The organism is Methanothrix soehngenii GP6, assembly GCF_000204415.1.
GTDB lineage: Archaea > Halobacteriota > Methanosarcinia > Methanotrichales > Methanotrichaceae > Methanothrix > Methanothrix soehngenii.
In genome coordinates, this window is the sequence record NC_015416.1 from 2,788,145 (window position 1) to 2,814,414 (window position 26,270).

A 26,270-nucleotide genomic window follows, 5' to 3' on the forward strand; every position below is an offset into this window, starting at 1 on the left:
ATGGCTATTCAATTCAATCGAGAAAATCAAGGTCCGCATTTCAGGAAGCAAAGACTCAAATATGTCTGTTTTGAATAAACTATTATGCCCGGTTCGAAAGATGTCGAGAAGAGAATATGCCGGATGCTCGATATGGATGAAGAGGAGCTGATGGCCGAGCTGGAAAGGTCTTTTATTTTGTCTGATGATTGCGATGAGCGGATTAAAACCAGCTTGGAAGAGATGATGCAAGAAGTGGACAGGCTCCTATTGAAGATCGATCAGCTGGAAGAGGACGAGTCTGAGGTCTGCAACTGGGAATCAAATCAGGAGTGAATGCATTTGGACTCTCTTCCCGATATTCAGGCCTGCGAGCCAGATTTTCCTTTCAATCTGACCAGAGTGGGTGTTACCGGCGTCAAGAAGCTGATTAAAGTCGAGAGGGGGAGCGACGAGAGGCCAGTGGTCCTGATTTCCAATTTCGAGGTGTTCGTCGACCTTCCATCCGACCGCAAGGGTGCCAACCTCTCCCGGAACTTCGAAGCCATTGATGAGGTTCTCGAGGATGCCATAAACCTGCCGGTTTATGAGATCGAGGAGCTATGTGGCGAGATCGCCAAGAGGCTTCTTGCCCGGCATGAGTATGCGTCCAGGGCAGAGGTGAAGATGAAGAGCGAGTACATCGTTCGCAGACAGACGCCCTTCACAAAGGTCACCTGCCAGGAGGTAGTGGACATATTTGCCGAGGCGGTGGCAAGAGCAGGTCCCACCGGATGTCTGAGAAAGACGGTAGGTGCAGAGGTCATGGGGATGACCGCATGTCCCTGTGCTCAGGAGATCATGAAAGATCAGGCTCGGGGTGAGCTGATCAAAGCCGGCCTATCCGAAGAGGTCGCTTTAGATGTTTTGAGCCGATTGCCTGTGGCCACCCATAACCAGCGAGGCAGAGGCAGCATCTCGGTAGAGGTGCGCGACCGGCGTTGCGTCTCTATAGACAGGATCATCAAGATCATCGAGGAGTCCATGAGCTCCAAGGTTTATGGCCTGCTCAAAAGGCCTGACGAGGCCTTAGTGGTGAGCCGGGCGCATAGCAATCCCAAGTTCGTGGAGGACTGCGTCAGGACTATGGCTCAGAAGACGGTGGAGGCTTTCAGCGATCTGCCGGATGATGCTGCAGTGACGTTGAAACAGATCAATGAGGAGAGCATCCATCAGCATAATGCTTTCGCTGAGAGGACTGCCACCATGGGCGAGCTGCGAGCAGAGCTGGCCTGCCTGAAGGTTTAAATGCCTTTGAGTTGGTCTAAGACCAGTTTAAAATCGATTGGTTGCAGTTGATCAATATGGAAATTGACAAGATCGCCGGCCCCCTCCGCAAAGTGCTGCGAGAGAGGGAGATCATCGCTCGATGTGAGCTATTGCTTCGTACCTATGATATCGTCAGGGCAGCGGATTTGAGCGAGGAGGAGCGAGAAGAGCTGCAAAAGACCATAGGCAAGAAGATAGCTCCCGGCATATTTGTTAGCATTATGAGCAAGGAGCCAGCGTTCTTCGATCTGCCAAGGCTGGATACTTTCACCCAAATGGATGGGCGGATATTCCACTTCATGCATACAAAAAAATACAGCAAGCAGGACTTCGCTGAAGCCAACCGCAAATTCCTCAATTCAATGCCCGAGCTGAGGAGGATCATGTATCAGAGCCTGAAGGATCTCTTAGTGGAGTTCATGAGCGATGCAGGATATAGACTTACCTCAGAGGAAACTGGGGAACTGGTATTCAGCGCGCCAGAGAGGAAGGCCAGGGCCTTTGTGGCAACGAGCGTGAGGTCGCTAGATATAGATAAGTGCCGGGGAGAGCAGGGCGAGGATGTGGTGGCCCTGGTGCCCAGCGGAGAGAACCTGGAGCCTTTTATGCAGTTCTACCAGGAGAATGGCCTAAAGGCAGAGGAAAGGGAGATTCAGATATGGGTGACCAACATGGAGAAGGGCAGCATAGATCCCTTTGTGGGTTATACCATGGACCTGGACATCTACAATCAATTCGAAAATCCGCGCCTGGCGGAGATGGTGAGAAACAACTGGAGCCGGAGAAAGCAATTCTAATTCGATTAAATTGAATGACTGAATATTATTATAAACTGATCGATTCTGGTACTCGCTTCTAAAGCAAGTATTAAATAGAATAAAGGCGCTAAATCTGCAAACAACAGATCAAAAGTTGATCGGGAGTGGGGTACAATGAAGGGAATAGTAAGGCATTTTCTATTGGCAACAATGGCGGTGTTCTTGATCACTACGGGCATCTCCTTTGCTCTTGTAGGCGATGTGGATGAATCTGATCTTTACATGCAGTCGGACCAAGGCCTGTCAGGCACCGCCTCAGAGAATAGCGTTGGGCGATCGGCAAGCATAGAAGAAACTGGCCCGGTTGGAGCTTATATTCCTTATCAAGGGAGTTCATCAACCCAGGCGCCATACCAGAAAGGCTATGCTGAAGGATTTGCAGAGCTATCGGAGTCTTCATCCGTTCCTGTTACTTCATCGCAAGGATCGTTATATCAAGCGCCATGGATAAGCGGGCCGGTCGAGGATCAGATGACAGCCGAATCGCTCGGATTATCTATCCCCAAGGCGGAGAGCTTTTCGCCTGATGAAAGCCTGAACTTCGTATCACATCCAATTCCCACGATGACTGCAGGTGAAGCATATGGTCAGGATGGTTCAGCTATGCTGGGCTTCGAGGCCGGCTCAGGGATCAGCAAGGCTACCAGCTCCAAGGTGGGCTCGACCGGGTGGTACTATCCGGGCCTGGTCACATCTTCAAACCGGTTCTATGTTCAGACCGCTTCCGGTCTGGCAACAGTGGCTGGTTGCAGCTACAGAGGATATCTACCCCTGTGGGCAGAGATCAAGTCGAAGGGTTATTTCTTCGTATACGAATGGTATCCGAAGACGTCCACCCCACTGGTCAGATTGTGGGGCTGGTCAGTTCCGGGCTGTAAGAAGGGCTGGTTTACCGGCGATGTTCCCGGCTGGCATGTAATAAGCTACTACTGCGGTGCCTGGTCCAACTATATCTATATCTATGTCTATCCTTCAATGTACAGCTCAATCCCGTCTTCATCATCATCCGGCTATCTGGCAGGCGAAGGATCTGCCATTCAGCCCACGATACCATCTGCAATGCAATCTACGATACCGTCTGCCATTTCGGCCACGATGCCATCTGCCCTGCCATCTGCCGGGCAGTCATCCGTCCAGCCATCCATGCAGCCCTCATTGCCTGCTGGAGCGCCAACACCGCCTGACATCTATTCCGAGAATATTGCCCTTCCCAATTACAGCTTGTATCGGCCGGCCACCGGTCAGACGGGAAGCATGAGCTACTATGATGGATCGGCTCCAAAGAGCACCATTCCCGCAGCGGCCGCGATGTATCCAGTACCGGGAAGCTATCCCCAAGGATTGGATGGAAAGACTCTTGCCACGCCCACCGCTGGTGGCAGCACATCTGCCCAGACCACAACCTCCTTCACCACATCTACTCTGATAACCGAAGGAGTCTACGGAAACTGTCCTTATGTGGACGATAGCGGCCGTTGCCAGGATGATATGATCTCAAAAGTCCCCGTGGGGCCGAGCAATTATGCCTCCCATAGCAGCAAAGCAGTATTTCCAAAGCCATCTAAATGCAGATGCAATGAGTATTATGTCCTGGATTGCAATGACGATATAGATACCGTCGCGGGCGTATATTGCGGTGACTGGCTCCCCCTCTGGTCCAAGATAAGCCGTCATGGAGAGTACTGGTCGTATGAATGGAAGATCTGCCATACTGGTGGCAAGGGGTGCAATCCCGAGGTCAAAAACTTTGGCTACAAGACGTCTGGCTGGTACCAGACCTGGTTTAAGGGAAGCGAGCCAGGCTGGCATATACTGAGCTACTACTGCAATGATTGGTCCAATTACATCTACGTCTATGTCTGGCCGGCAAATTAGTCTTTCATTGCTCTATCGGGCTGGCCGGCAACCCTTTGCCAGGCCGGCTCGAAATGGCATTTGAATAAGGTGACTTCCTCCCTGGCCTAAATACCAGGGCTTCCTACTTCACTGACCGGCTGGTTATTTGCCGCATCTCTGTAGGCTCTTCCCCTCAGTCCGAGGGTGCGGATATTGATGCTGGCATTGAGATCCCTATCCATCTCTAGCCCACATTTAGGGCAAAGATGAACTCGGTCTGCCAGCGTTTTAGGGACCATTATGCCACATTGGGAGCACTTCTGAGAAGTACATCTCGCGTCTACCAGTTCTACTACTTTGCCAGCCTTCGCAGCTTTGCCTTGAGTGAACTGAATTAGTTTGCCCCATGCATGGTCTTGGATATGCTTTGCTAGATGATGGTTCTTGAGCATTCCATTGATGTTCAAGTTTTCAAATACGATTATGTCAGCAGAATCTACCAGTTTCCGGGATACTTGGTGTAGGAATTCATCTCGAAGATTCTGAATTCTCTTACTGATCTTAGGGCTTGACGCTAAATAATATATTCAATTTCTCGCTATTTTGATGTAGTTAGACGTGGTTCTATTGAATAGTTCCACATGGGATATAATTCATGTACACTAATTTTCAATCGCGCCATATCCTCGTCCAATATCTTTATTCCCGTTTCATAATCTCGGTCATCTAATCGAGCCTCTATCCTTAGCCCCTTCTTTGTCTTAGTTGATCCGATTAGCTTGATAATGGTTTCATAGCTGGATAAAGGCTTTCCTCGCCAATTCATGCTTATAAATGAGAACATGCAATGCTCGATCTTATTCCACTTGCTCGTCCCAGGTGGAAAATGACTAACCGTAATGGTTATTCCAATTTCATCAGCCAATTGCTGCAAAAAGAACTTCCATCCCCTGTTTCGGCTTCCGTTGCTCCCACCACCATCCGCGCAAATGAGCAAATTTTTGCATCCTGCATAGCGATATTTTCCAACTAAATTCCACCATTGTCTGATGCTCTCAACGGCAAATTCTGCGGTATTGTGGCTCTTTCCGATATTAACGACCCCTTCGTTTCTTTTAGGATCATAAACCCCATAAGGGATAGCGGCTCCAATCGCTTTGGATGGGAAATCATACACATTAACCAGTTCTGGTTGTCCTTTTTGCCTCCAAGTCCTGCCTGAATTCTTGTAGTTGCCGACGAGTTCCTTTTTCTTTGCATCTACAGAAATTACAGGATCACCTGCATCAATGAATTTGGCGGCTTGACTACTGACATAGCGGAATTGAGTATCTCTCTCTGGACCGGACTTACCTTCTAGGTTTTTTCGATTGGCTTGAAGCGAGTAGCCGCTTTCCTTCAATAGCCGTCTCACTGTATCATGACTTACTTTATGACCTCTCGATTGCAGTTCTTCGGCGATGGCATAGGTTGATTTATATGTCCATTTGAGAAGACTCATTGGGTCGCCTGCTGTACTCTCTTCCATTATTTTTTCTAGGTCGTTCAATAGGTTTGGCTCTCTATCTGCAACTCGTTTTCGACCACCACCCGGCTTGCGAAGCCTTTCGGGTGGCTTCAGATCTTCGTTGCTCTCAAGCTCTTGAATGCCCTTATTGATAGTAGTACGCGAAAATCCAGTTATGGCAGAGACTTTTGAGACACCGCCCCATCCAAGTTCAAGAGCCTTCGCAGCCGCAAAACGCCTTGCCTGGATCGGATCTGCACCTGACAAGGCTTTTAGGAATGGTTCATAGTCTACTTCGCTTTCCATAATATATAAACGATGTTCTACAATATAAAGTTGTCTATTTTATTTTGCGTCAACAACTTAGCTACTTTTGCTTTAGCTTTCCGCCTGTTGGCCGAGCCCCTTTTCTTTCTGGAAAGAGATCGTTGGGCAGCAGCCAGCTTCTCTTCTAACTGGATGTAGTATCGAGGGTATTGGATCGACTTACCGGCAGACGTGGTTATTAGGCTCTTCAGGCCAACGTCTACCCCTATTGTGGTTGTTGGCTCAACGGCAGGGGCATCCTCGATTTCCGCCACTAAGACGGCGTACCAATGGCCCAGGAGATCCTTCTTGATGGTGCAAGTCTTGATCTTTCCTTCGACTTCCCGATGCTTAAATATCCTGATGGTTCCGATCTTTGCAAAGAGTTAGCTTTGAGCCTTCCATCTTGTATCCTGTCTCGGAGTCTGGATATGTGAAGGACTTATACCAACCCCTGCCCTTGAATCTGGGATATCCTGGGTTTTCTCCGGCCTTGACTCGCCGGAAGAATGCTTTGAAGGACTTATCCAGCCTGCGAAGGACATCCTGAAGACAGTGGGCATATATCCCGAGGAAATTGCCGTTCTTTCGCTCGACAGTGAGCATAGCAGCCTGATCTTCGTATGATCTGCTAATGCCTTCAGTCTCATAGGCGTTCTTTCTGTCTGCTAATGCCGTATTATACAGGTGCCTGCAAGTTTCGAGAGTAAGGTCTAATTGGGCCTCTTGTAGCCTATTAGGGTACATCCTGAACTTGTAGGCGGTCTTCATCTGGATTTCTGCTCCTCGATATACTTCTTGATGGTCTCTGCTGTCACGGTCCCAGCAGTGCCGACATAATACGAATTGGTCCACTTGATAGCGGTTTCGTTATACCAATAATTGTACATCCTGGCGCTGATTCCTTTGAACCAATTGATTAGCAAAGACGGGGCATTTTGAGGAGGAGATGAGATGAAAAGATGGATGTGGTCCGGCATTATCTCCAGACTCAATATCTCTACCCCCTTCTTCTCTGCTATGGTATGGAATATGTGGCTCTTCGCTGAATTATGTGGGTGAGTTAAGGCAGAGAATATGGCCTTTTGTTCCTCTGCGCCTCTGTGGTTGGGTCAGAGCATCGCGGTTCACCACAGAGGCGAAAAGATACAGAGAGTTTCCGATTCAATTTCACCCATGCAAAATAGCGAGGAGCCGAATATGTCTTTGAGATGGTCTGCTACATCGCCAGTAAGTACAGGACGCTGGTATTTGGGTATCCATACCAAATGGTAATTTATATTATACTTACTATGCCTAGTAGACCGCACTTCCATGACCGTTTATACGTGCGCATACTATAAATAGAGTACTTACGGGCTTACTCCGGCCCGAAGACCGGAGTTTGCGCCCTGCTCGTTTCTATCATTTCAGGATCTTTATGGCCTCATCAGCGTTCTTGCCTTTGTTTACTATGGCCGCTATGGCACGGGTCATCTTCACCGGATCTTTATGCTGGAAGACGTTCCTGCCTATGGCCACCCCGCGCGCACCAGCCTGTAGCGCTCCTTCGATCATCTTCAAGAACTCCATGTCCGTCTCGGTCTTAGGACCGCCTGCTATGACCACTGGCACTGGGCAGCCCTTGACCACCTTACGGAAGCTGTCAGGATCGCCAGTGTAGTTGGTCTTGATTATGTCCGCTCCCAGCTCCGCTCCCGCCCGGGCAGCGTGGGCTACCACTTCCACATCATTGGGATTGGCGATGTTCTTGCCCCGGGGGTACATCATGGCCACCAGCGGCATGCCCCAGAAGTCGCAGCGCTCGCTGACGCACCCCATGATGCTCAGCTGATCGGACTCGGTCTCAGAGCCGATATTGATATGAATGGATACAGCATCAGCGCCCATCTTTAGGCACTCTTCCACCAGGCAAACCTGGACTTTGTTGTTGGGGTCTGGACCTAAAGAGGTGGATGCGCTCATGTGCACGATCAGTCCCACATCCTGGCCATAGCCGCGATGACCATGCCTGACCATTCCCTTCTGCTGCAGCACGGCATTGGCTCCGCCCTTGGCCACCTTGTTTACCATCTCCGGGAGGTCGGCCAGGCCCTGGATGGGGCCGACTGATATGCCATGGTCCAGTGGAATTATGACTGTGTTCCCGCTGTCTCTATCCATTATCCTCTCAATTCTGACTCTCTTGCCAATCTCACTCAAATCCAATCACCTAATCATGCTAACATGTAGCATGCTAACATATAACATATATAAGGATTGCGATTGGACTAAAAAAAAGGGACTTTTGAGTCGAAGCCGAATTATGCCAAATCTGAAGATATTGAATCGAAAATCTCTTTCGTTGTTTCCCAAGGAAGATCAGATCCAATTACACATACAACACTACCTTCACCATCTTTCTGATCAAGACACCATCCGAGTACGTAAAGGGGATCATTTGATTCGATCAATCCAAGTGCACTAAGGGGATCATCTGAATCGATCTCTATGGTCGCTAAAACGCCATCATGGCCATCAACTTCATATTCCTTCATGGTCATTTCTCGGCTGCCGTGAATCATATCCGATTTCTGAATGCAATGCTCAATGCCTGTTGATTGATCCCTTTCTGAGATAGGTTCATCCATCGGCTCCGCGGTACTCATTTGATGGACTTCCAGTATAATTTGGCCTAATTTATCATCGATAATTATGTTTGCAGGTGTGATCTCATATTGAAATCGGATATCTTTTTCCTCATGATCCATTGAGATGACACTCTCCTTCTCTATCGTATATGAACCAATATTTTCCAGGTCCAATGAGATGGTGGCTGGACCCAATGCGATCGTCTCCCCCGACGCAATAGCTATTGCTGGTGTTGCGGCGATCAGGAATAGCATGACAAGCAAATTAACTATCTTCATTTATGTGCCTAGTGTGAATTTTAATTAGATTCTGATTGTCAAATATTTATAGACATGGTACAGACTCTGAAAGAGAATGCTCCAAAGAGGACAGCTCGAAAGATATATCCGAAATAAAATCAGATAATGATACGTGATAGCATGGCGGAAATTACCGTGATAGACGAGAAGCCTCAACTGGTTGCAGGTATGAGACGGAAGGGGCATTATAGGGAGATCGCAGAAATGCTTGCCTCTCTATTTGAATATGCCATGAGCTGCAAAGCCATAATTGTCGGGCATCCCCTTTTTTTATATCACGAAAAGAGCGTTGAGGAGGCAAAGAGAGCAGATGAGGCAGGCAATGCCGACATAGAGGTCTGCGTTCCGATTTTAAAGAACATCCCGGAGAATGATATGATCAGATGCTATGAGCTTGCTGGAGGAAAGATGGCCAAGACAGTTCACAAAGGACCTTACCAGGAATGCGAATCGACTTATATGGAGCTCTTTGACTGGCTGCAAAAGAACAACCACAAGATCATCGGACCAATAAGAGAGGGCTATGTCAATGATCCTAGTACAGCCGGGCTTAAATGAGCCCAATTTTAGATAGTAAGTGCCTTCCCTCGATATGTCCATTTGAATGGCTTTGCCATTGTCTTGTTGAAGTACTCGACAAACGCCAGAACCTTGGCGTTCAGATCATTGATAGAAGCAAAGCTGGCCCGCCTGAGCAGCTTCCTGACCAAAATACTAAACCATATTTCGACCTGGTTCATCCAAGAAGCGTGTATCGGCGTGTAGTGAAAGACAATTGAGTGAGATGGATCGGCCAAGAATGATTCGCGAGTTTCGATTGACTTCAGAATACCATCTCTGCCTTTGATTCCTAAGTCGATGTCCAAGTCGGATACATCTGCCACATACCTCACAAGAGACTCTGATTTATGGATATTTAGATTGTCGGCGACAAAGTGCCAGCGGGATGTGGATAAGGATCTTTCTACCACTTCCTTGATATGGGATACGAAGTCATCTTCATTGCGCGTATCGCCGCAAGAAATGGTGTCAACCTTTCCGTTGGCTACCGCAAAGCTCACGATGAATGATTGAGTTCCATGCCTGATGTATTCAAACTCCCTGCGTTCCACTTTTCCTGGTGCCATTGGCAATCCAGGGTGTTTGCGTTCGAGAGCTTGTACCCCAGTCATTTCATCGATGCTCATTACGACTTCACCTTTTTGAGCCAAATTAATGGCTTGTTGATACAGTGAATTGATGTCGTCTACCTTTTCGTCGAATTGATCGTCCGGAGCAGGTGTTAGCCAGTAACGAATCAAGTGCGGTTGGAGGTCATTTTTTTTAGAATCCTGGCAGAATGACGAGCTGAAATCGTATCTACAATGCCCCGCTTCATTACTTCTGCTGCAATCTCACGGCTTGTCCATTGGCTAATTGGACGTCCCGATTCTTCAGGTTTCTCACAAGCCAGCTGTTGGATCTGACAAATCTGGTTTGCAGTTAAACGAGGTGGTACTCCTGGTCTTGGCAGGTCATCCAAGCGTTCTTCAATACTCAGATCATCCAAAGAAATCGGCTGCAAGTCCAGCCATCGTCGTCGCCATAATCGAGCAGTGTCCAAGGAAACCTCTAATTCATTAGCGATTTCACGATTGTTCTTACCCATCGCAGCCAGCAAAACAATCCGTGCTCGGATAACTTTTTGCTGCCCTGTAGTATACCGACGAACAAGCAATTCCAGCTCTTGGCGCTCGACGTCGTTCAAGTTGATTGCTGTTGGTTTCGGACCCGGCATTGATACTCCCCTGTTATAGAGTATCTGTCAATGATTATATATAAAACCTTATCGTTAGGTTCATCTCAGCCCGGCTGTACTAGGATCTTTGCTTTCAGAGAGAAAGACGAAGAAGTCAGCGTGACTCTTCTTAGATCGAGACAACGAATCAAGTTGGTTCTAGGCGACTATCAGCGAACCAGACTCAAGGATTCTAAACCGACAAGCACAACGCTTTGTAAGAAAGGATCTGAATACTATATCAACATCCAGGTTAAAAGCGAAGGTAGCGTGCCATATCTGCTGTAATTTCACAGTGGCCCTGTATCCTGATTCCACTCTACTCTTCCAATGATAAATACCTTTTACCTGTTATCCAATCCTCGTTAATGTCCATCATGATGCAAACCGCCACCCTCAGAAGCGACTGATCATTTGAATAGGCTCCAGCCACACGACTTCTTCGTTTCAGCTCCTTGTTGATTCTCTCCAGGACGTTAGTTGTTCGGATCCTTTTCCAGTGCGATCTGGGAAACGATTTATAGTTCCAAAGGTCAAATCGGAAGCTATCAATCGTATCCGCCGACTTTTTGAATCCTTTATCATCAAGAATGACAGCCAGCTCCTGCATCTTGAACTCATCTTCAATAGCATCCTTCAGCATGTAGGCGACCTCCTTTTTCTCTTTCTTAGGTATGTTCTTGAGCACAGCACGCATAAAGTGAACATTACACATTTGCCAAGATGCTCCAAGAAATGACTTCTGGACGGCTGCTTGTATCCCTTTATGCGCATCAGATATCACCAATTTGACTCCTTTAAGTCCTCGAGCCTTCAAGCTTTCAAAACAGTTTTCCCAACAGGATTCATCTTCGCTATCATCCACCGTGGCACTGAGGATCTCGCGATATCCATCATCATGAATGGCAACGACAACGAGCAATGCCTTATTTACGTATCTGCCATCTGTTCGGACCTTGAAGTAGCTTGCATCCACGAATATGTAGGGGATTGATCCTTCGATGGGCCTGTTCAAGAAATCTTTGACCAATTTATCCAGCTTTTTAGCAATTCTTGAGACTTCAGATGCAGATATGTTCTTTAATCCAAACTTCGAGAATACTTTCTCGACTTTTCTGGTTGATACTCCCTCAAAATAAGATTCTGCTACAGCAACTCTTAATGAGTCTTCCACACGAGAAAATCTCTCGAATACTGCGGTTTCGAATGGGAATTCTCGGATTTGAGGTTTATCAAGCTCTATCTCGCCGTAGATGGTCTTTAGTTTTCGCGATCTCGTTCCGTTGCGGTGTGCTCGTCTCTTGCCAGTCCGTTCATAGGGACGGGCCTGGATTTGATTTTCAGCCTCAAGCTGCATTACCTCATTCAGAAAACCCGCGGTCAGCTTCTTCATGCCCTCTTTTCGATCGATAAGATAATCATCTGCTATGTCGGATATATTCATGGCTCTGTGTCCCTCCCAAAGTTTCGACGACTTGGGGATACAGGGCCAATTATAATATCTCATGAAGAAATAACTTGCTGTTATCTCGTGAAGAGCAAGTCAGTTCTTGTTACTGATATTTCTGCAAATTTTACAGCAAAAATGATACGCTACCAAAGCGAAGCACCGGAGCAGATACATGTTGATACAGTTCTAGGTGTCGATCTTGGTATAACTGATATAGCTGTGACCTCCGAAGGCCAGAAGTTTGGCGGAAAGACTATCAAGCTAATCAAGAATCATTATGCGTCTATGCGTGCTGTTCTTCAACAGAAAGCCGTGAAAGGTACAAGGAGTTCAAGGCGAAGATGCCGAGAGCTTCAGCAACGACTATCAGGCAAAGAAGCACGCTACCAACGGCAGATCAACCACGAAATCAGCAAAGCCATTGTGACCAGAGCCCAGGAGATTCCTGCAAAGATAGCTCTGGAAGATCTAACCGGAATTAGAGAAGGCGTCAACCAGAAAGCAGGAAAAAACCATAGACGAAGAGTCAATGGTTGGGCCTTCTACCAGCTTAAGGAGTTCCTTAGCTATAAGGCTCTCGCGGCGGGTGTTCCTCTGGTTCAGGTGGACCCCGCATGCACCAGCCAGACGTGCCATCAGTGCGGTGAGCATGGAATCAGGAATGGCAAGAGCTTCAAGTGTCCTGTGTGTGGTTGGTCTGGCGATGCTGATTTCAATGGTGCTAAGAATATAGCTTTCTTGGGCCGCTATGTAGACCGGCCTGGAGGCTCGGAAGGACTTCCAAGCATCAAGGCAGTCCTTTCAGGGCTACTGAAAGCTCCGGTCTTTAGGCCGGAGTAGTTTGCTCTTCCACGCATTCAACTTCGAGGAATGCAGCACCCGCCTGCAAAACTACCTTTTTTCCAGACCAGACGCAATTCTCTGCGATGATGGTGCTCTGAACGGGATTTGGATCGGTCGTGCAGAAGCACCCACCAGGTGCTACTAGTCGGCAGTTCTTTGCCTCTACATGGGACCGCCCGACAGCATGGATTCCAAAAAATCCTTCCAGTTGGCAATCATCGAATAATACCCGGGAGGACTCATAGATATACGTCGCTCCTCCGGTCGAATCGGTCTTTGCCTTGTCATTTTTCAGGACTGATCTTCTCACCTGTCCGGTTCCGTCTCTGACCACGAGGCCATAGGCATCAGTCGCTGGTGTGCAATCCATATTTATTTCGCTGAGTGTGAAGTCGTTCACCTGCCAGACGGTTATCTGGCTATCGGTTTGGAACTTGGTTGCTGAGACCTGATCCTTTGATCTACTCTTCCAGTCGTTATTTCCATGCAGGCACAGCCCCTCTCTGCAATGCCAGGCTGCACAATCCAAAACATGGCTATTATGGCAGGTATCCAGCATGAAGCCTTCCGCTCCGCAGTTTTGGGCTACCACACTGAAAACCACCGCATCCCTCTCTCTGCCTGATCCATTATTTCCCAAATAGATACCTGAGCCATGCGAATTCACTAACTTGAGGCGATAGTATTTTCCATTGCTTCGCTTAGAGCCCGCCAAGATTAGGGCCTCTCCATCTTGTGGTTGGTCATCTTTTTGTTGCGCCCGGTTGCCGTCCAAAGTCAAATTGGCAACTGTAAAATCGCTATAACCTGGGGAAAGTGGCCCACTCCCCCTGATGATCATCATGGCAACGAGCCGCGAAAGATTGCGTTGATTCGGGGCTAGCTGGATGATAGTCTCATCCACTCCCGCGCCGTAGATGTGCATGGATTTGTCAATTACAGGGATGCAGCAATAGAGAATGTTGCTTCCATTGGGATATAGCGGGACGGCATAGGGCGCAGATAGGACGTAAAGGCCCTTGCCAATGTTCAAGCTGCCGCCATCAGGGACGGCATCGATGGCTGCTTTAAATAGACCCGATGCATCGGATTTGATGGAGGAAGTGGCTATCTGCCTGCCGTCGGCAGTTTCGGCGATGATGGATTGGCCTTGCTGGAAAACATATACATCTGAATTCTCAGTTTCTGGAAATTCAATAACGGGCATTCGACTGTCCAGCGTTTCGTTATACCGGAAATCCAGTCCCGAAGCACTATTGACCAGTGCAGCGAAAAGGATTAATCCAATTATTCGCTCCATTTCTAATCCATCCCGTTGCTTCTTTGGTTCGAGCCATGGCTCGCGAGATAGACTAGCAGGACACACTAGTTATAAATATTGTTATTCGGGACGTTGTTGTTATAGTCAAGAGAGAAGGCGAGAGATGGTTTGCCATAGTCCAGGCCAATCAAGAACCATAATTCTCAGTGTCTTTTGTGCCTTCTGTGGTGAACCGCTATGCTCTGACCCAACCACAGAGGCACAGAGGAACAAAAGGCCATATTCTCTGCCTGGACTCACCCACATAATTCAGCGAAGAGCCAATAATTATAAGTCCCTCAAGGATAAAATCGCTAAGCTACATAAGAGAATCAACTGCCAACGAGATGATTTCCTGTATAAGTTATCTCGGACCTATGTCAATAAATTTTATATCATCTGTGTTGAGGATCTTGATATCAAAGGTCTAAAAGAGAAAGGCCATAATAATGGCATGCATCGCAGCATCCATGATGCATCCTGGTCAAAGTTCATATTTATGCTTTTCTCCTGGACTTCGTCCAGGGGAGCAGCTGACGGAGTCCGCTGCACGTACAAGGCTCAAAGTGCTGATCGAAAGTTGATAAAAGTAGATCACAGAGATACAACTCAAAGGTGTTCTGCTTGTGGAAGCATCGTAAAGAAAGATCTGTCGGTACGAGTGCATGAGTGCCCCTATTGCGGATTCTCATGTGATCGAGACTACGATGCTTCCAGGAACATACTCATCACAGGGATGGAACAGCCCCTAGCGCCCATAGAGCCAAAACCGCTACATCACATATCAGTGATGCAAGTTTTGGCGATGACGTGGGAAGCCGCGCCCTTCAGGACGCGGTAGTTCACTATTTATTTTCGGTTAGACCTTATGGCCGATGGCAAATCGCCTCATCACCTTATCGATCTGGATCCGGGCGTCGTCGCCTACTTTGGTGTCGGCCACGAAGATCACAAATCCCTCCACCCTGGCAATGCCGTCGCCTTCGCGAGCAATGTCCTCAATATGGACATCATACTCTCCCCCAACCTCTACTGGGGCTGGTGCGCTCAAAGAGGACCTATCTGTATCATAACCTGTCAATTGCATCACCAATCCTACTAGAAAAGCAATTCAGACCTTATGTCCGATGGCAAATCGCCTCATCACCTTATCGATCTGGACCCGGGCATCGTCGCCGACATTGGTATCAGCCACGAAGATCACAAATCCATCTACTCTGGCAATGCCGTCGCCCTCACGGGCAATGTCCTCGATCTTGACATCGTACTCTCCTCCCACTGCAACCGGTACAGCTGGAGCGGATCCGCCATTGGAAGATCCCGTTTCACCTCTGAACAAGCTTTCACCGTCCTTCGCGAAAACCAGAAAACAGTTTTGCGCTGGTCTTGGCCTCGACATCTGACTATTAAATTCTTTTGCTCAATTAGGCCAATTTATTTCTGCTAGAATGCTAGTCTTTCTGAAATATGGAATGGCTGGAGAGATACAGGGATTTGATACCGGACTTCGATGGTTTCCGGGCGGTGCAGAGCCAGGCGCTTCCCAGCTCCTGCCGGATCAATACCCTGAAGATCGAGAGATGTGCCCTGCTGGACAGATTTGCTGAGAATGGGATCGATTATCAGAGCTTCAACTGGTATCCTCTGGGCCTGAAGCTGGATATGGAGAGCCCGGGAAAGCTTGTCGAGAACCTCTCGGGCTTCATCCATATTCAAGAGGAGTTATCCATGGTCCCGCCCCTGGTTCTCGATCCCCAGCCAGGCGAGCTGGTCCTTGACCTGTGCGCCTCTCCCGGCAGCAAGACCTGCCAGATCTCTCAGATGATGAAAAACCTTGGAAGGGTGATCGCCAACGAGCCATCGCTGGCCAGAATCGCTCCATTGCGCTCGAACTGCGAACGGCTGGGGGTCATGAACGTCGCTATCACCCGTTATGATGGCCGCAGATTTCCCTCTCGCCCCGTTCAATTTGACCGGGTCCTGGTGGATGCCCCTTGTTCCAGCGAGGGCCGGGAGAGGAGAGGGCCGGGGGTCTTGTGCAAGAGCAGCAGCAAGAGGTCGATGGACCTGCACAGGCTCCAGGCCGACCTACTCCGGAACGCCATCAGGCTGACCAAGCCTGGAGGCATAGTGGTCTACTCCACCTGCACCTATGCTCCGGAGGAGAACGAGCTAGTGATAGAAAGCGTCCTCGAAACGGCCAGGTTGGAGAGGATATCGATTCCGGGTTTATTGGCCTGCCCGGGAATAACTGAATGGGGCGGCATTAACTTGAACCATGAGGTCGAGAAGACAGCCCGTTATTACCCCCATCTCAATGATACAGGAGGATTCTTTGTCGCCAAGCTCATCAAGAGCCAGGAATATATTTGAGCCCCTGGATACGTCATTCGTGGCGGACCTTTGGGGGGAACGGTTTGGTATCCCCCCATCTGCCTTCGCGGGCTTTATCTTTTTTCGAAAGGCGAATAGCGTCTGGGCGGCCAACGAGGCCATCCTCCCCAGGCTCAGTTATGAGGCCATCGGAATGCGCATCATGAACCTGAAAGACCGGCCCTGGAAGCCGACTACCAGCGCCCTGCAGGTCTTCGGCCGGCATGCCACAAGGAACCTCATCCACCTGGATTCAGCGAATTCCAGAAGCTTCATGGAGGGCAAGACCCTGGCCATTGAATCGGACTCGGAATCCGGCTATGTGGTAGTATTTTATAGAGGAGAGGTGCTTGGATGCGGTCTGTACTCGCATGGAAAGCTGGTATCTCAGATTCCAAAAGAGCGGAGGATGGCGAGCTCTAAGAATGGCGCAGAAGAGAGCGCGGATCAGAACGCAAAAGATGAAGTGGCCAGTGAGATGCCGATCGATATGCGATAATTCCATATAGATCGCCATGCAGTTCCGTACTGATATTAACACCAGGGAAGTGTGAGAATCGTTGACCGTCTCAGATCTCTCGGAGATGGAAAGAGCCTGCCTCTCTCCAAAAAGCCCCAGCAATGATCATGATCTGCTGATGAGGCTCTGGTTCGAGCCTCTTAAGCTTTACCGCCTGGCCAATCTATTGCGTCAGAAGAGCGGCAAGGACGAGGTCACTTTTATAATAAACCGGAACATCAACTTCACTAACTATTGCATAGGAAGCTGCAAATTCTGCTCTTTTAAGCATAGCAAGAGATACCGCCTTTCAACTGAGGAGATCCTCAGCCGGGCGAGGGAGGCAGAGGAGCGGGGAGCTACAGAGATCTGCCTGCAGGGAGGACTCTCGCCCGGCATGCTCCTGGAGGACTACTGCGGCATCCTGGAGATCATCCACCGCAGCCATCCCCGGTTGCATCTTCATGCCTACTCTCCCATGGAGGTGCTGCATATGTCTCGCAACTCCAATGTGCCGGTGAAAGACTGCCTGAAGGAGCTGAAGAGGAGTGGTCTGGGGTCAATGCCCGGTACCGCAGCTGAGATCCTGGTCGATTCCGTTCGCCAGAAGATCTGCCCAGAGAAGCTGAATGCAGGGCAGTGGAAGGAGATCATAGTGGCCGCTCATCATCTTAAGATCCCCTCCACCTCCACCATTCTCTTCGGCCATGTGGAGAGCATGGAAGATCGGCTGGAGCACCTGGAGATACTGAAAGGAATTCAAAATGAGACAGGAGGGTTCACTGAGCTGGTCCTTCTCCCTTTCATCCCGGAGAATAATCTGCTGGGAAGGACTGTTGCCGGGCCAGATCTCCTCGATCGGCTGAAGATGCATGCCCTGGCCAGGGTCGCCCTCTATCCCGCCGTCACCAACATCCAGGCTAGCTGGACCAAACTGGGGCGGGATGCGGCAAAAGCTGCCATCATGTGGGGGGCAAACGACCTGGGGGGAACGCTTATGGACGAGAGAATCGCCCGCAACTCCAAGGAGGAGCCAGGAATCTCGGCGGAGGAGATCAAAGAGCTGATCGAGAGCTGTGGACGAAAAGCTGTGCAGAGGACCACTCTGTATGAGCTGATTTGACATCCGATAAAGCTGGCAGGCTTCGAATGGTGGTGGAGAAAAAACGCTCCATCAATCTGCCCGACTCCTGGCCGCCTTCTGCACGCTCTGGTCGGGATCTGTGGCCAATCTCTCGAGCGTCTCAGCCAGTGTATTGGGATTTTTTGCCACCGCTTCCCTCACCATCCAGGACCAGTGGCTCGCGAGCTCATCCAGGAGCTTTCCATCAAGCTTGGGATTGCGGGCTGTTGCCTCTCTGATCTCCCAGCTCCTGTCCCTGGCAAGAGTGACCAGCGACTCTGCGGGAGTGCGGGGATTGAGGGCGGCAGTCGCTCTCACGTCTATGATCCTGTCCAAAGCTAGGTAGGCCAGTAGCTCTTCTGGTGTGGAAGGATTTCGGGCGATATTGTTTCTCACCAGCCAGCTCACATCCTTGACCATCCTCTTCATCAGCTCAGCCGTGAGCAGAGGATTGGATGCCGCGCAAGCCCGGACATGCTCATCAGAGTCGCGGGCGAGGAATTCCAGGGTCTGGGGGTTGATATTGGGGCTTTTTGCCACTGCCTCCTTTACAAGATAGCGATTCTTCTGCAGAGTGGAGTCGTAGTCGGTCATCTCGTCACCGGCCAGAGACTCCAGCATCTCGCTTGTGGCCTGGCGGTTCAGGGCCACAGCCGCTCTCACAAATCCCGAGCTGTCCTCTGCCAGCTGGGCCAGGTTCGAGGACGGGGTGCAGGCATTGCCCGCTACTGCCTCTCTCACCCACTGGACCTGGTCCCGGGCGAGATAGCTCAGGATATCCTCAGAGGTATCGGAATTCCAGGCCAGCTTTCGTCTCACATGCCAGTCCCAGGAGCGAGAGAGCTCTTCTGGATCTTCTTTTAGATCTAGATTGTTTTCGTCTTTCTCAGATAGCATTGCTCCTCTCTGCCTCTATCACATTTATATCAATTCGATAACATTTGAAGCCGTAAACCTCTCTTAAAAGCGAATCCGGATCCTTTTCGTCATGCCGCTTCAGCCTCCTTTCCACCAGAGGCAGGCTTATTGAGGGCGCTATCTGTCTGATGAGCCCCTCCTCACCGCCCAGGACTGCATATTTCACTATGCTTCCGTATTTGCTCTGAAGACCGGCGAGCTTCTCCTGGACGGCATCGAGGTGGTTTTTTATGTCCTCCTCGCGCAACCTCTCAAACCTCTTCTGGCTCCATCCTCCCTTGGAATGCTTCTCCTTCACCTGGCTTTCTACCTTTTCATTTACTGCGAAGCCTTCCCTGCTCAAGGCCACTCCCAGGAAGGTGCTTCCCGCGTGTGCTGATACAACCAGGGCAGGAGTGTTCATCATCTCTTCAATCCAAGAGAGCTGAAATGAACTTCCTTCCCACGATATTCTCTCTTTGATGGGAAAGGGAGGAATGAACTGCAGGGCAAAAAGCTGGGGGCAATATATGATTATGCCGCCCCTCTGGGATTTGATCTCCATCGCTACTCTTCTGATCTGCGGCGGAATATCCGCGTCCTTGGGCAGAGAGCCAGGAAAAGCGTAAACCAGCAGATCTTCCCTGGGTGATAGGAATCCCTGGAGCCTCTGAATCAATAGGTCCAGTTCCCTATTGTCCGGCATCCAGGCTTCAGGGAGCCTTGCTTTGGGTCTTTCCGTCTCCGTCTTCTCTGGGGACGAAGCCACCATTGTGGCTGTTTTCTGCTCCATGGCCTTTAGAGCCAGGTTTGCCTCCTGGTTGGCGCTGGTAAGCCTCTTTATCTTCTCCTCGCGCTTCTGGAGAGTGCGCACCAGCTCTTCCTTCTCTCGCTCTTGAACCGCTATGGCTTCTTCCAGCTCGCTTATGCGATCTTCCAGCTTCTTCTTGCCGAAAAGGTCAACCAACTCACGCCCTCCAAGCTAATTTTTAGTTGGCTCCTCGCTATTTGGTATGGATGAACTCTAATCGTATATTCTCTGTGCCTCCGCGCCTCTGTGGTGAACCGCGATGCATTGACCCAACCACAGAGACGCTGAGGAACAGAGGCCATATTCTTTGCCTGAACTCACCCACATAATTCATTGAAGAGCCTTTTATTTCTTATCTGGTCATTTCGTCTCAACTTCCTCTTTAAAAATCCTTTTACAAAAAGAGTCTGTCGCCAATTCAAAGCAGAAATAACGGACTCGCTGGGACTCGAACCCAGGTCAGCGGGTATCTTCGACAAATAGCCACCGAAGCCCGCTAGGATATCCACTACCCTACGAGCCCATCAAATGAGGTAGTCACTGCTTCTAGGCTATTAAGCTTTCCCGCTAAGGTCGACTGTAAGGGCAAGATCCATGTTAAATAAAATTGAACAAAGCCAGGGAAAAAGCTAACATCTCAAAGCACGAATATACCATACAGTCATCTCAATTCAGCTTTCGGAATGGTGAACTGCAATTGTCTGCCCTTAATAAAGCCTGCCCTTTTGTGGATAGGGAATGCCTCGACGGGGGCTGCATGGCCTGGAGGCAGGGAGACTGCCGGCTGATTTCGAAATCTGGGATCTTGAGCCCCTTTGAACTGAAGCTCCAGGACGCTGCTCCTCTGATGTACCGATCTTTACTCGATCTGGTCAGAATCCTGGAGGAATCGTCTAAAGACTGCGGCAAATGCGGCCCCGATCTATGGAACTATGCCCAGCAGATCCGGGCAGGCCTTTTAAACGAGCTGATCCGAGCGGAGCTTGCCGGTGCAGGCATCAGGGCTGAGGATAGAGATGCTGAATAGAAAGAGAATCGTGCAGAATAAGCGTTGGTTGTAGATGCCAGATAGTGCTGAAAAAGAATAAGCCAAGGAGGATCTGATGCCAGGAACTCATTTTCTCACCAACTGCCCCAGATGTGGATATGTGGCGAACGCCCAGAGCATAGATGGACTGACGGTAAAGGTCTGCTGCAAGATGTGCGGCTATGAAGGCACGATCCCCCATCCTGATCTGAAGGATGGAGCCTGGCGGACAGGATAGCAAGCGGGCCAGCATAGATGACGCAGAAGGTAGCAGAAGGCATGCGAAGCAGATAGTGGATTGAGATGAGGACCAGTTACGCCCTTCTGCTCCGCCTCATTCATGATCCTGGGTATGATCTGTCCAAAGCCAGTATAGAGTATCTGGATCGGGGTGCTTCGGGAGACATATCCCTGGTCAAGGGGGAGGATATCATCAGCCTGGAGTCGGGGATCATGGAGATCAGGTCGGATCTGAAAACGAAATTCATACCCATTCACCGCATCAGGCGCATCTCTTATCAGGGAGAGCCGTTATGGGAGAAAAGGGATGCAGAAAATTTTGGGGCCAAAGAGAAGACCGCAAAGGCAAATGCTGACCTATTGACCCAATGAGGCAGATAGATGGAGATAATCTTTCTAGGAACAAACGGCTGGTATGACAGCGACACCGGGAACACCATATGTACCCTGATCAACTCCGAAAAGTATCACATAATCCTTGATGCGGGGAACGGCATCAGCAAGGCAGACCAGTACATCGATGACGATCTTCCTGTCTATCTCTTCTTGAGCCACTTTCACCTGGATCACATTGAGGGGCTGCATATATTAAACAAGTTTCACTTCTCTCAGGGGCTGAAGATATTCGGCCAGAAGGGCACCAGGGAGGTTCTGAACACTATAGTCAATGACCCTTTCACCGTTCCTCTGGAAAAGCTCCCTTATCCGGTTGAAGTTGGCGAGCTTCTGCCCGGGCCCTATAAGATGCCTTTCGCCCTGGAGTGTGAGTTTCTGCTTCATGCCTCTCCCACCCTCGGCTATCGCTTCGATCTGGAGGGAAAGATCATCGCCTACTGTCCAGATACGGGCATCTGCGAGGGCGCAGTTCATCTGGCAGGTGATTCAGACCTATTGATAGCTGAATGCTCCCATAAGCCTGGAGAGTCAAGTCCTGCCTGGCCACATCTCAATCCCCAGGATGCAGCCGATATCGCCCGGCGGGCAGGAGCCAAAAGGTTGGCCTTAACCCATTTCGATGCAGGCAGGTACAGAAGCATTCAGGAGCGTATGGATGCCGTGGCATCGGTAAAGGACTATCAGGACATAATCGTGGGAACGGATGGCTTGAATCTGCAAATTTGAAGATATCAAAAAATTCGAAAAAACTTTCTAAAAATTTGCCTTGCAGGGCTTAAAAAATAACCCCGCTTATACAGCAATCCCCAAAAGGGATGATTTCCCAGTTCAGTATCTTCTGGGTGGTCTGGCTGGTCTATGCTTCTGGTAGCAGTCGCTGCAATAAACTGGCCTGGAGCCATCGGGCTTGAAGGGAACCTGACATGCCTTTCCGCACTCTGCGCAAGTGGCATCGTGCATCTCTCTCGGGCCGCTGCTGTAGCCGCCTCTGCTTCCGCTTCCATATCTTTCCATTTAAACTCACTTACCTTTGGCATCGATTCCGTGAATCGATCCTACATACTACAAAACATCCCATCAAACTCAATTGAAGCGACGCTTATGCAGCATCATCAGAGTGGTTTAATTGCCTTATATACTTGTTGGTTAACACTAATCTCATCCCTTGTACTCAACTCCCACCAGCTCCCGGATGCGCTCAGCGATCTTAGGCCCGACCATGTCCACCTCTTGCAGCTCTTCTTTGCTGGCAGCGATCACTTTTTCAATTGACCCAAAGTGGCGGAGGAGTTTTCTTGCCACCGACGGCCCCACGCTGGGAATGGCGGATATGAGGTACTCCTGCTGCTCTTTTAGCGTTCTGGCGGTCTTGTGGCCATGCAGCTTGGGCTCATGCCCTGCCCTTCTTTCCCGAGCGGCGAGCATGGTGATGACAGATGCCGTATCCTCCTGGTCCTCCGTGGGAATGATGGGCACCCCATAATCAACAGCCACCGAAGTCAATGCTCCCTGAATGGAGCTTGCGCTCACCTGGCGGGAATACAGGTCCCTTCCCTCCAGGATCAAGACCGGCCGCTCGTAGCTCCGGGCAAGATCTGCTATTTGGCGGAAGAGGTTTCTCTCCGGATCGATGATCGAGGCCACGAAATCCTGGGCGGTCTTGCGTTCGATCGCCACTCGATCGCTTACCACATAGTCGCCCACCTCCAGGTTTTTCAGGGTGACCTCCAATCCTCTCCCCTCCAGAAGCCTGGCCATTCCACGCTCTCTGGGGTCGACATAGATCTTGTCCCGTTCCTCATATGCCTCTGTCCAATCCACCAGGCTCTCCTGCCCTTTCCTGTTCTGCCTTTCTGGATTATCTTCGGTTATCTCCAGCTGGCGGGGAAGGAAATCCTTGGAGCTGCTCGAGGGTGACTGGGAAGCCTGGCCGCTCAGAGTTCGCATCTGCTTGTTCATTGTCTTCTCTTTTCGGTCGCTAATCCAGTAGTAGGCTTCATCCCGAGTGCCCCTGGCCATCAGGACCACCACCCTTCCGCTCCTCGCCCTCCCCGTCCTGCCCTTGCGCTGAATGCTGCGAATCTCCGAAGGAACCGGCTCGTAGAAGAGGACCATATCAGTGGCCGGAATATCGATTCCCTCTTCTCCCACCGAGGTGGCGATGAGGACATTGTACTCCCCTGCCCTGAACCTTTGCAGGATCTCAGCCTGCTTCTTCTGGCTCAGGCCCTCATCATCTGCCCGGCTGGACTGGCCCACAAAGCGAACGGCCTTGATCTTGGGATCCTCTTTTAAAAATCGGATGAGGGCAGAGGCGGTGTCCCTGTAATTGGTGAATACCATGATCCGGGACTCGGGCTTGGCCTCGATCTGCTCGGTCAGTATCTTCCTGACCATGGCAGGCTTGGGATGCTCCACCTGCAGATCTTCCAGGGCTTGCATGGCCTGGCGGAACTTGGAATCCTCCATAATCCGGCGAGAGGCCTTCGAGCCGCTGCGGGAGATGGCCTCACCCTGCAGCCGCTGGAAGTACTTGAGCAGAGCTTCTGTGCCCTGGGTCTCAGCCAGCTCTATGGCATGATAGAGCTTGAGAACTTCTGCCAGGATGGATATGCCCTTGAATGTGGCCTGATTGGCCTGTCTTTTAGCTGAGGACATGAGCATGGCCTGAAGGCCGAGGAGCTCCTTTTTTGTGGCTCTGGGGTCGATCTTCACCGGGCTGATCCCCAGGCGGTTTAGGTCATCTATTCGATCTCTCAGCACCTCCTCTATCGCCGTTCTGATATCAAGTAGCTCCTTGGGAACGGTCAGCTTCACCCATTCGATCTGCTTGGAGTGAACAAAAGGCGCTACATCAGAGTCCTTCTCCGAACGGGTCTGGATATTTTCTATAGAGAGGTTGGTGCAGATCTCGGCGATCTTCTCCTTCTCGCTGCCTGGGCTGGCGGTGATCCCCAGGACCAGAGGATTGGTCCCCTCTCGAGCATAGCGTTCTGCAATATAGACATAAGCATAGTTTCCCACCGCCCGGTGGGCCTCATCGAAGATTATCAGGGAGATATCCTCTAGATCGATCCTGCGGGAGAGAAGATCGTTCTCTATCACCTGGGGAGTGGATACTGTAATTCGCGCAGCTTCCCAGGCTGCTTTCCTCTTCTCTGGCATCATCTCGCCGGTCATCATAGTCACCTCACCTTCATCCTTGAGCACACGGCGTAAGAAGGCTGCATGCTGCTCCACCAGAGGCTTGGTGGGGGCAAGAAAGAGGACCCGTCCCTTGTCCAGCCGGGCGAGAAGAACCATGAGCGCGATGACCGTTTTGCCCAGACCCGTGGGAACCACTATCAAGCTGGAGGACTTAAGGGCGGAGGCAGCCAGGTCCATCTGGAAGAGCCTCTTTTCTACTGTATGCGGCTTCAGGAGTGGATGCTCCAGATAGGTGGACATAATAGATCTTTTAATGGTCATTGTATTAGATATTGTTGTATTGGATATTATTATATTAGATATGATTATTAGATATGATTATATTTAATTTTTTTAAAGATAGGTGGTAGACTAAATGGAGCAAGCCACTGAGATCATCAACTCATACAATTGTGCTTTGATCGTGTATCAAGTGCTTGCTTGGTTAGCCATAAAGTTCAAAGGTTAAATTTATATAATATAAAAGTTAGATACTTGAATTAAGCCAAATTAAACTATTTGGCTAAATAAGCTCAAAATAAAAGATTCAAGAATAGGGGGCGAAAAAAGAAATGAAGGGAGTAGTAATAGTAGCATTGGTGTTAGCAATTGCCCTTGCGGGTTGCGGCACGGTGCTTGCTAATCCTCCACTGGTACCACCAGTGCAGTATGAACAGTTCTGTGAGAGTCAAAAGGTCTCCGGATCGGGCATAATCGACGTCAGCACGTCAATAATTGATAAGAAAATAGCCCTGGAATACTACAATACCATGGCTGGAGATGGTGATCTGGAGCTTGATTCAGAGCATGCTTACTCACAAAATGCAGAGAAGCTGAAGAGAAATGTCTCCTCGGTCAACGGCGGCAACGCGTCAGCTTTCAATCTATTTGAGACCACAAAGATGACCTATCAAGGTGCCACTCCTCTTACCGGAGGCAAATATATTAACTCCAAGGCTTTCTACGGCGGCATTGGAGCTGATGTCCAGGAGATGTTCTCGGTAAATGAGATGGAGAAGGACGAGACAAGCTTCTTCGTCTCCACTACGCCTTATCAGCCCAAGGATAATGTCAGCCCAGAGGATCTGATCAAAAAGCTCAAGGCAGCAGGGAGAAACACTTCTGAGGTAGAAGCCCTCATGACCTCTGCTAGCGGCATATACGATCCGGCCCATCTGATCGGACTGGAGACCAAGAACAGCTTCAACGGCACATGGGGAACGGATGCCACATGGCACAGGATATTCTACAAGGACATAAAGGCCCACGAGATGTTCACAGGAACATTCGAGGCCGAGAAGCTCATCAAGTTCCATGAGAATCCCGTGCCCGAAAGGGACAGACATCCGCCTTGCGACGGCATAGACTGCTAGATAAGATCCAGCAGTCTTTATATTTTTTTTTCAGTATCTAGTCATCGGACAGGATTTCATATTTTCTCTTTCCGTCATTTCCCTATAATAGTCTCATTTTCCAATTAGTATCGTCATTCTTAATTTTATATAATTATCATATTATGATTTATATTAGTGTTGTGTAACGGCAGCATACTGATAATGGATTAGAGGAGTGCAGCCTCTTATTGAATAGGCAAAAAGAATAAATGGTAAAAGCCCATGTACGAGAAATCATAGGGTATACACCCTTTCTGAAAGGAGGTTCAT

31 protein-coding genes, 1 tRNA gene and 3 pseudogenes are annotated in these 26,270 nt (G+C 49.7%); 16 read left to right on the forward strand and 19 right to left on the reverse strand.

Translation table 11 applies throughout. From position 1 onward, the window contains the following. The first annotated feature begins 84 nt into the window (after positions 1–84). The 4 genes from MCON_RS13975 to MCON_RS13990 all read left to right on the forward strand — a co-directional run bounded on the left by MCON_RS13975 (position 85) and on the right by MCON_RS13990 (position 3,980). Positions 85–315 carry a hypothetical protein gene (locus MCON_RS13975; RefSeq protein ID WP_048132571.1) on the forward strand — a complete coding sequence of 77 codons (231 nt, stop codon included), beginning with the start codon at positions 85–87 and terminating at the stop codon, positions 313–315. Next, positions 316–1,266, forward strand: coding sequence for a GTP cyclohydrolase MptA (gene mptA / locus MCON_RS13980; protein WP_013720587.1), 951 nt, complete (start codon positions 316–318; stop codon positions 1,264–1,266). Between the two features lie 56 nt (positions 1,267–1,322). Further along, positions 1,323–2,084 (forward strand): DUF6834 family protein, encoded by a 762-nt coding sequence (locus MCON_RS13985; protein ID WP_048132587.1) that lies wholly within the window; start codon positions 1,323–1,325, stop codon positions 2,082–2,084. Positions 2,085–2,219: 135 nt separating this feature from the next. Then, positions 2,220–3,980 carry a hypothetical protein gene (locus MCON_RS13990; protein WP_013720589.1) on the forward strand — a complete coding sequence of 587 codons (1,761 nt, stop codon included), beginning with the start codon at positions 2,220–2,222 and terminating at the stop codon, positions 3,978–3,980. 86 nt (positions 3,981–4,066) lie between these two features. Here the strand turns inward: MCON_RS13990 and MCON_RS16990 are convergent, their stop codons facing one another. The 8 genes and pseudogenes from MCON_RS16990 to MCON_RS14020 all read right to left on the reverse strand — a co-directional run bounded on the left by MCON_RS16990 (position 4,067) and on the right by MCON_RS14020 (position 8,663). Beyond that, on the reverse strand, positions 4,067–4,528 hold the full coding sequence (locus MCON_RS16990; RefSeq protein WP_083804738.1) for an RNA-guided endonuclease InsQ/TnpB family protein: 462 nt from the start codon (positions 4,526–4,528) through the stop codon (positions 4,067–4,069). 11 nt (positions 4,529–4,539) lie between these two features. Continuing rightward, positions 4,540–5,754 (reverse strand): ISAzo13-like element ISMco6 family transposase, encoded by a 1,215-nt coding sequence (locus MCON_RS14000; protein ID WP_013718493.1) that lies wholly within the window; start codon positions 5,752–5,754, stop codon positions 4,540–4,542. Between the two features lie 17 nt (positions 5,755–5,771). Continuing rightward, positions 5,772–6,029 carry a transposase gene (locus MCON_RS15395; RefSeq protein ID WP_052297590.1) on the reverse strand — a complete coding sequence of 86 codons (258 nt, stop codon included), beginning with the start codon at positions 6,027–6,029 and terminating at the stop codon, positions 5,772–5,774. Positions 6,030–6,105: 76 nt separating this feature from the next. Continuing rightward, on the reverse strand, positions 6,106–6,525 hold the full coding sequence (locus MCON_RS15400) for an RNA-guided endonuclease InsQ/TnpB family protein (protein WP_052297591.1): 420 nt from the start codon (positions 6,523–6,525) through the stop codon (positions 6,106–6,108). Beyond that, a complete protein-coding gene (gene tnpA, locus MCON_RS14010; protein ID WP_048132611.1) occupies positions 6,522–6,833 on the reverse strand; it encodes an IS200/IS605 family transposase in 312 nt (103 codons plus the stop codon). Before tnpA ends, MCON_RS15400 begins: the two co-directional genes overlap by 4 nt. Positions 6,834–6,956: 123 nt before the next feature. Continuing rightward, positions 6,957–7,064, reverse strand: a pseudogene (locus MCON_RS16770) (transposase); the annotation flags it as partial. Positions 7,065–7,158: 94 nt separating this feature from the next. Further along, positions 7,159–7,956, reverse strand: coding sequence for a 2-amino-3,7-dideoxy-D-threo-hept-6-ulosonate synthase (locus tag MCON_RS14015; RefSeq protein WP_048133388.1), 798 nt, complete (start codon positions 7,954–7,956; stop codon positions 7,159–7,161). A 101-nt stretch (positions 7,957–8,057) separates the two neighbouring features. Then, positions 8,058–8,663 carry a hypothetical protein gene (locus tag MCON_RS14020; protein ID WP_048132612.1) on the reverse strand — a complete coding sequence of 202 codons (606 nt, stop codon included), beginning with the start codon at positions 8,661–8,663 and terminating at the stop codon, positions 8,058–8,060. Between the two features lie 141 nt (positions 8,664–8,804). Between MCON_RS14020 and MCON_RS14025 the strand changes: the two genes are divergently transcribed. After that, positions 8,805–9,242 (forward strand): GyrI-like domain-containing protein, encoded by a 438-nt coding sequence (locus MCON_RS14025; RefSeq protein ID WP_048132613.1) that lies wholly within the window; start codon positions 8,805–8,807, stop codon positions 9,240–9,242. 8 nt (positions 9,243–9,250) lie between these two features. Here the strand turns inward: MCON_RS14025 and MCON_RS14030 are convergent, their stop codons facing one another. Both MCON_RS14030 and MCON_RS14035 read right to left on the reverse strand, forming a co-directional pair. Continuing rightward, complete coding sequence (locus tag MCON_RS14030) at positions 9,251–9,871, reverse strand: transposase (RefSeq protein ID WP_202795792.1); 621 nt, start codon at positions 9,869–9,871, stop codon at positions 9,251–9,253. Between the two features lie 110 nt (positions 9,872–9,981). Continuing rightward, the gene (locus tag MCON_RS14035; protein ID WP_052297593.1) at positions 9,982–10,461 is read right to left on the reverse strand and encodes a helix-turn-helix domain-containing protein; all 480 of its coding nucleotides are present in this window, start codon (positions 10,459–10,461) and stop codon (positions 9,982–9,984) included. 30 nt (positions 10,462–10,491) lie between these two features. Between MCON_RS14035 and MCON_RS16775 the strand changes: the two are divergent. After that, positions 10,492–10,725 (forward strand): annotated as a pseudogene (locus MCON_RS16775) (hypothetical protein); the annotation flags it as partial. Between the two features lie 55 nt (positions 10,726–10,780). On the opposite strand, the gene MCON_RS14040 reads toward MCON_RS16775, so the two are convergent. After that, positions 10,781–11,905, reverse strand: a complete 1,125-nt coding sequence (locus MCON_RS14040) for an IS256-like element ISMco4 family transposase (RefSeq protein WP_013718283.1) — start codon at positions 11,903–11,905, stop codon at positions 10,781–10,783. 144 nt (positions 11,906–12,049) lie between these two features. On the opposite strand from MCON_RS14040, the pseudogene MCON_RS14045 reads away from it, so the two are divergent. Further along, positions 12,050–12,751 (forward strand): annotated as a pseudogene (locus MCON_RS14045) (RNA-guided endonuclease InsQ/TnpB family protein); the annotation flags it as partial. Here MCON_RS14045 and MCON_RS14050 read toward each other — a convergent pair. Next, a complete protein-coding gene (locus MCON_RS14050; protein ID WP_048132615.1) occupies positions 12,738–14,054 on the reverse strand; it encodes a hypothetical protein in 1,317 nt (438 codons plus the stop codon). The pseudogene MCON_RS14045 and the gene MCON_RS14050 sit on opposite strands and share 14 nt — an antisense overlap. Positions 14,055–14,178: 124 nt before the next feature. Between MCON_RS14050 and MCON_RS14055 the strand changes: the two genes are divergently transcribed. After that, positions 14,179–14,895, forward strand: coding sequence for an RNA-guided endonuclease InsQ/TnpB family protein (locus MCON_RS14055; RefSeq protein WP_232844297.1), 717 nt, complete (start codon positions 14,179–14,181; stop codon positions 14,893–14,895). Positions 14,896–14,913: 18 nt separating this feature from the next. Here the strand turns inward: MCON_RS14055 and MCON_RS14060 are convergent, their stop codons facing one another. After that, a complete protein-coding gene (locus MCON_RS14060) occupies positions 14,914–15,141 on the reverse strand; it encodes a TRAM domain-containing protein (RefSeq protein WP_013720598.1) in 228 nt (75 codons plus the stop codon). Between the two features lie 24 nt (positions 15,142–15,165). After that, entirely contained in the window at positions 15,166–15,393 is a 228-nt protein-coding gene (locus MCON_RS14065) for a TRAM domain-containing protein (RefSeq protein WP_013720599.1), read from the reverse strand. A gap of 128 nt (positions 15,394–15,521) precedes the next feature. Here MCON_RS14065 and MCON_RS14070 point away from each other — a divergent pair, with 128 nt between their 5' ends. The 3 genes from MCON_RS14070 (at position 15,522) to cofH (ending at position 18,049) form a co-directional block, all read left to right on the forward strand. Then, complete coding sequence (locus MCON_RS14070; RefSeq protein ID WP_013720600.1) at positions 15,522–16,427, forward strand: NOL1/NOP2/sun family putative RNA methylase; 906 nt, start codon at positions 15,522–15,524, stop codon at positions 16,425–16,427. Then, positions 16,390–16,926, forward strand: coding sequence for a methyltransferase RsmF C-terminal domain-like protein (locus MCON_RS14075; protein ID WP_052297594.1), 537 nt, complete (start codon positions 16,390–16,392; stop codon positions 16,924–16,926). Before MCON_RS14070 ends, MCON_RS14075 begins: the two co-directional genes overlap by 38 nt. A gap of 61 nt (positions 16,927–16,987) precedes the next feature. After that, positions 16,988–18,049: a 5-amino-6-(D-ribitylamino)uracil--L-tyrosine 4-hydroxyphenyl transferase CofH gene (gene cofH / locus MCON_RS14080; RefSeq protein WP_013720602.1), complete on the forward strand. Its 1,062-nt coding sequence runs from the start codon at positions 16,988–16,990 to the stop codon at positions 18,047–18,049. 51 nt (positions 18,050–18,100) lie between these two features. Here cofH and MCON_RS14085 read toward each other — a convergent pair whose 3' ends face one another. The 3 genes from MCON_RS14085 to MCON_RS14095 form a co-directional block, all read right to left on the reverse strand. Then, complete coding sequence (locus MCON_RS14085; RefSeq protein ID WP_013720603.1) at positions 18,101–18,946, reverse strand: hypothetical protein; 846 nt, start codon at positions 18,944–18,946, stop codon at positions 18,101–18,103. Then, positions 18,936–19,913: a Vms1/Ankzf1 family peptidyl-tRNA hydrolase gene (locus tag MCON_RS15405; protein WP_013720604.1), complete on the reverse strand. Its 978-nt coding sequence runs from the start codon at positions 19,911–19,913 to the stop codon at positions 18,936–18,938. Before MCON_RS15405 ends, MCON_RS14085 begins: the two co-directional genes overlap by 11 nt. A 277-nt stretch (positions 19,914–20,190) precedes the next feature. Continuing rightward, positions 20,191–20,280: transfer RNA gene (locus MCON_RS14095), tRNA-Arg, on the reverse strand. A gap of 174 nt (positions 20,281–20,454) precedes the next feature. Between MCON_RS14095 and MCON_RS14100 the strand changes: the two genes are divergently transcribed. The 4 genes from MCON_RS14100 (at position 20,455) to MCON_RS14110 (ending at position 22,146) form a co-directional block, all read left to right on the forward strand. Continuing rightward, on the forward strand, positions 20,455–20,784 hold the full coding sequence (locus MCON_RS14100) for a hypothetical protein (protein ID WP_157863843.1): 330 nt from the start codon (positions 20,455–20,457) through the stop codon (positions 20,782–20,784). Between the two features lie 76 nt (positions 20,785–20,860). Continuing rightward, positions 20,861–21,022 carry a hypothetical protein gene (locus MCON_RS16360; RefSeq protein ID WP_013720606.1) on the forward strand — a complete coding sequence of 54 codons (162 nt, stop codon included), beginning with the start codon at positions 20,861–20,863 and terminating at the stop codon, positions 21,020–21,022. A 65-nt stretch (positions 21,023–21,087) separates the two neighbouring features. After that, positions 21,088–21,396, forward strand: coding sequence for a DUF504 domain-containing protein (locus MCON_RS14105; protein ID WP_013720607.1), 309 nt, complete (start codon positions 21,088–21,090; stop codon positions 21,394–21,396). A gap of 9 nt (positions 21,397–21,405) precedes the next feature. Beyond that, on the forward strand, positions 21,406–22,146 hold the full coding sequence (locus MCON_RS14110) for an MBL fold metallo-hydrolase (protein WP_013720608.1): 741 nt from the start codon (positions 21,406–21,408) through the stop codon (positions 22,144–22,146). Positions 22,147–22,248: 102 nt separating this feature from the next. On the opposite strand, the gene MCON_RS15770 is transcribed toward MCON_RS14110, so the two are convergent. Both MCON_RS15770 and MCON_RS14120 read right to left on the reverse strand, forming a co-directional pair. Continuing rightward, a complete protein-coding gene (locus tag MCON_RS15770; protein WP_013720609.1) occupies positions 22,249–22,434 on the reverse strand; it encodes a CxxC-x17-CxxC domain-containing protein in 186 nt (61 codons plus the stop codon). A 144-nt stretch (positions 22,435–22,578) separates the two neighbouring features. Next, positions 22,579–24,888: a DEAD/DEAH box helicase gene (locus MCON_RS14120; RefSeq protein ID WP_232844299.1), complete on the reverse strand. Its 2,310-nt coding sequence runs from the start codon at positions 24,886–24,888 to the stop codon at positions 22,579–22,581. 290 nt (positions 24,889–25,178) lie between these two features. Here MCON_RS14120 and MCON_RS14125 point away from each other — a divergent pair, with 290 nt between their 5' ends. Then, positions 25,179–25,979: a hypothetical protein gene (locus MCON_RS14125; RefSeq protein ID WP_013720611.1), complete on the forward strand. Its 801-nt coding sequence runs from the start codon at positions 25,179–25,181 to the stop codon at positions 25,977–25,979. Positions 25,980–26,270: the final 291 nt, after the last annotated feature.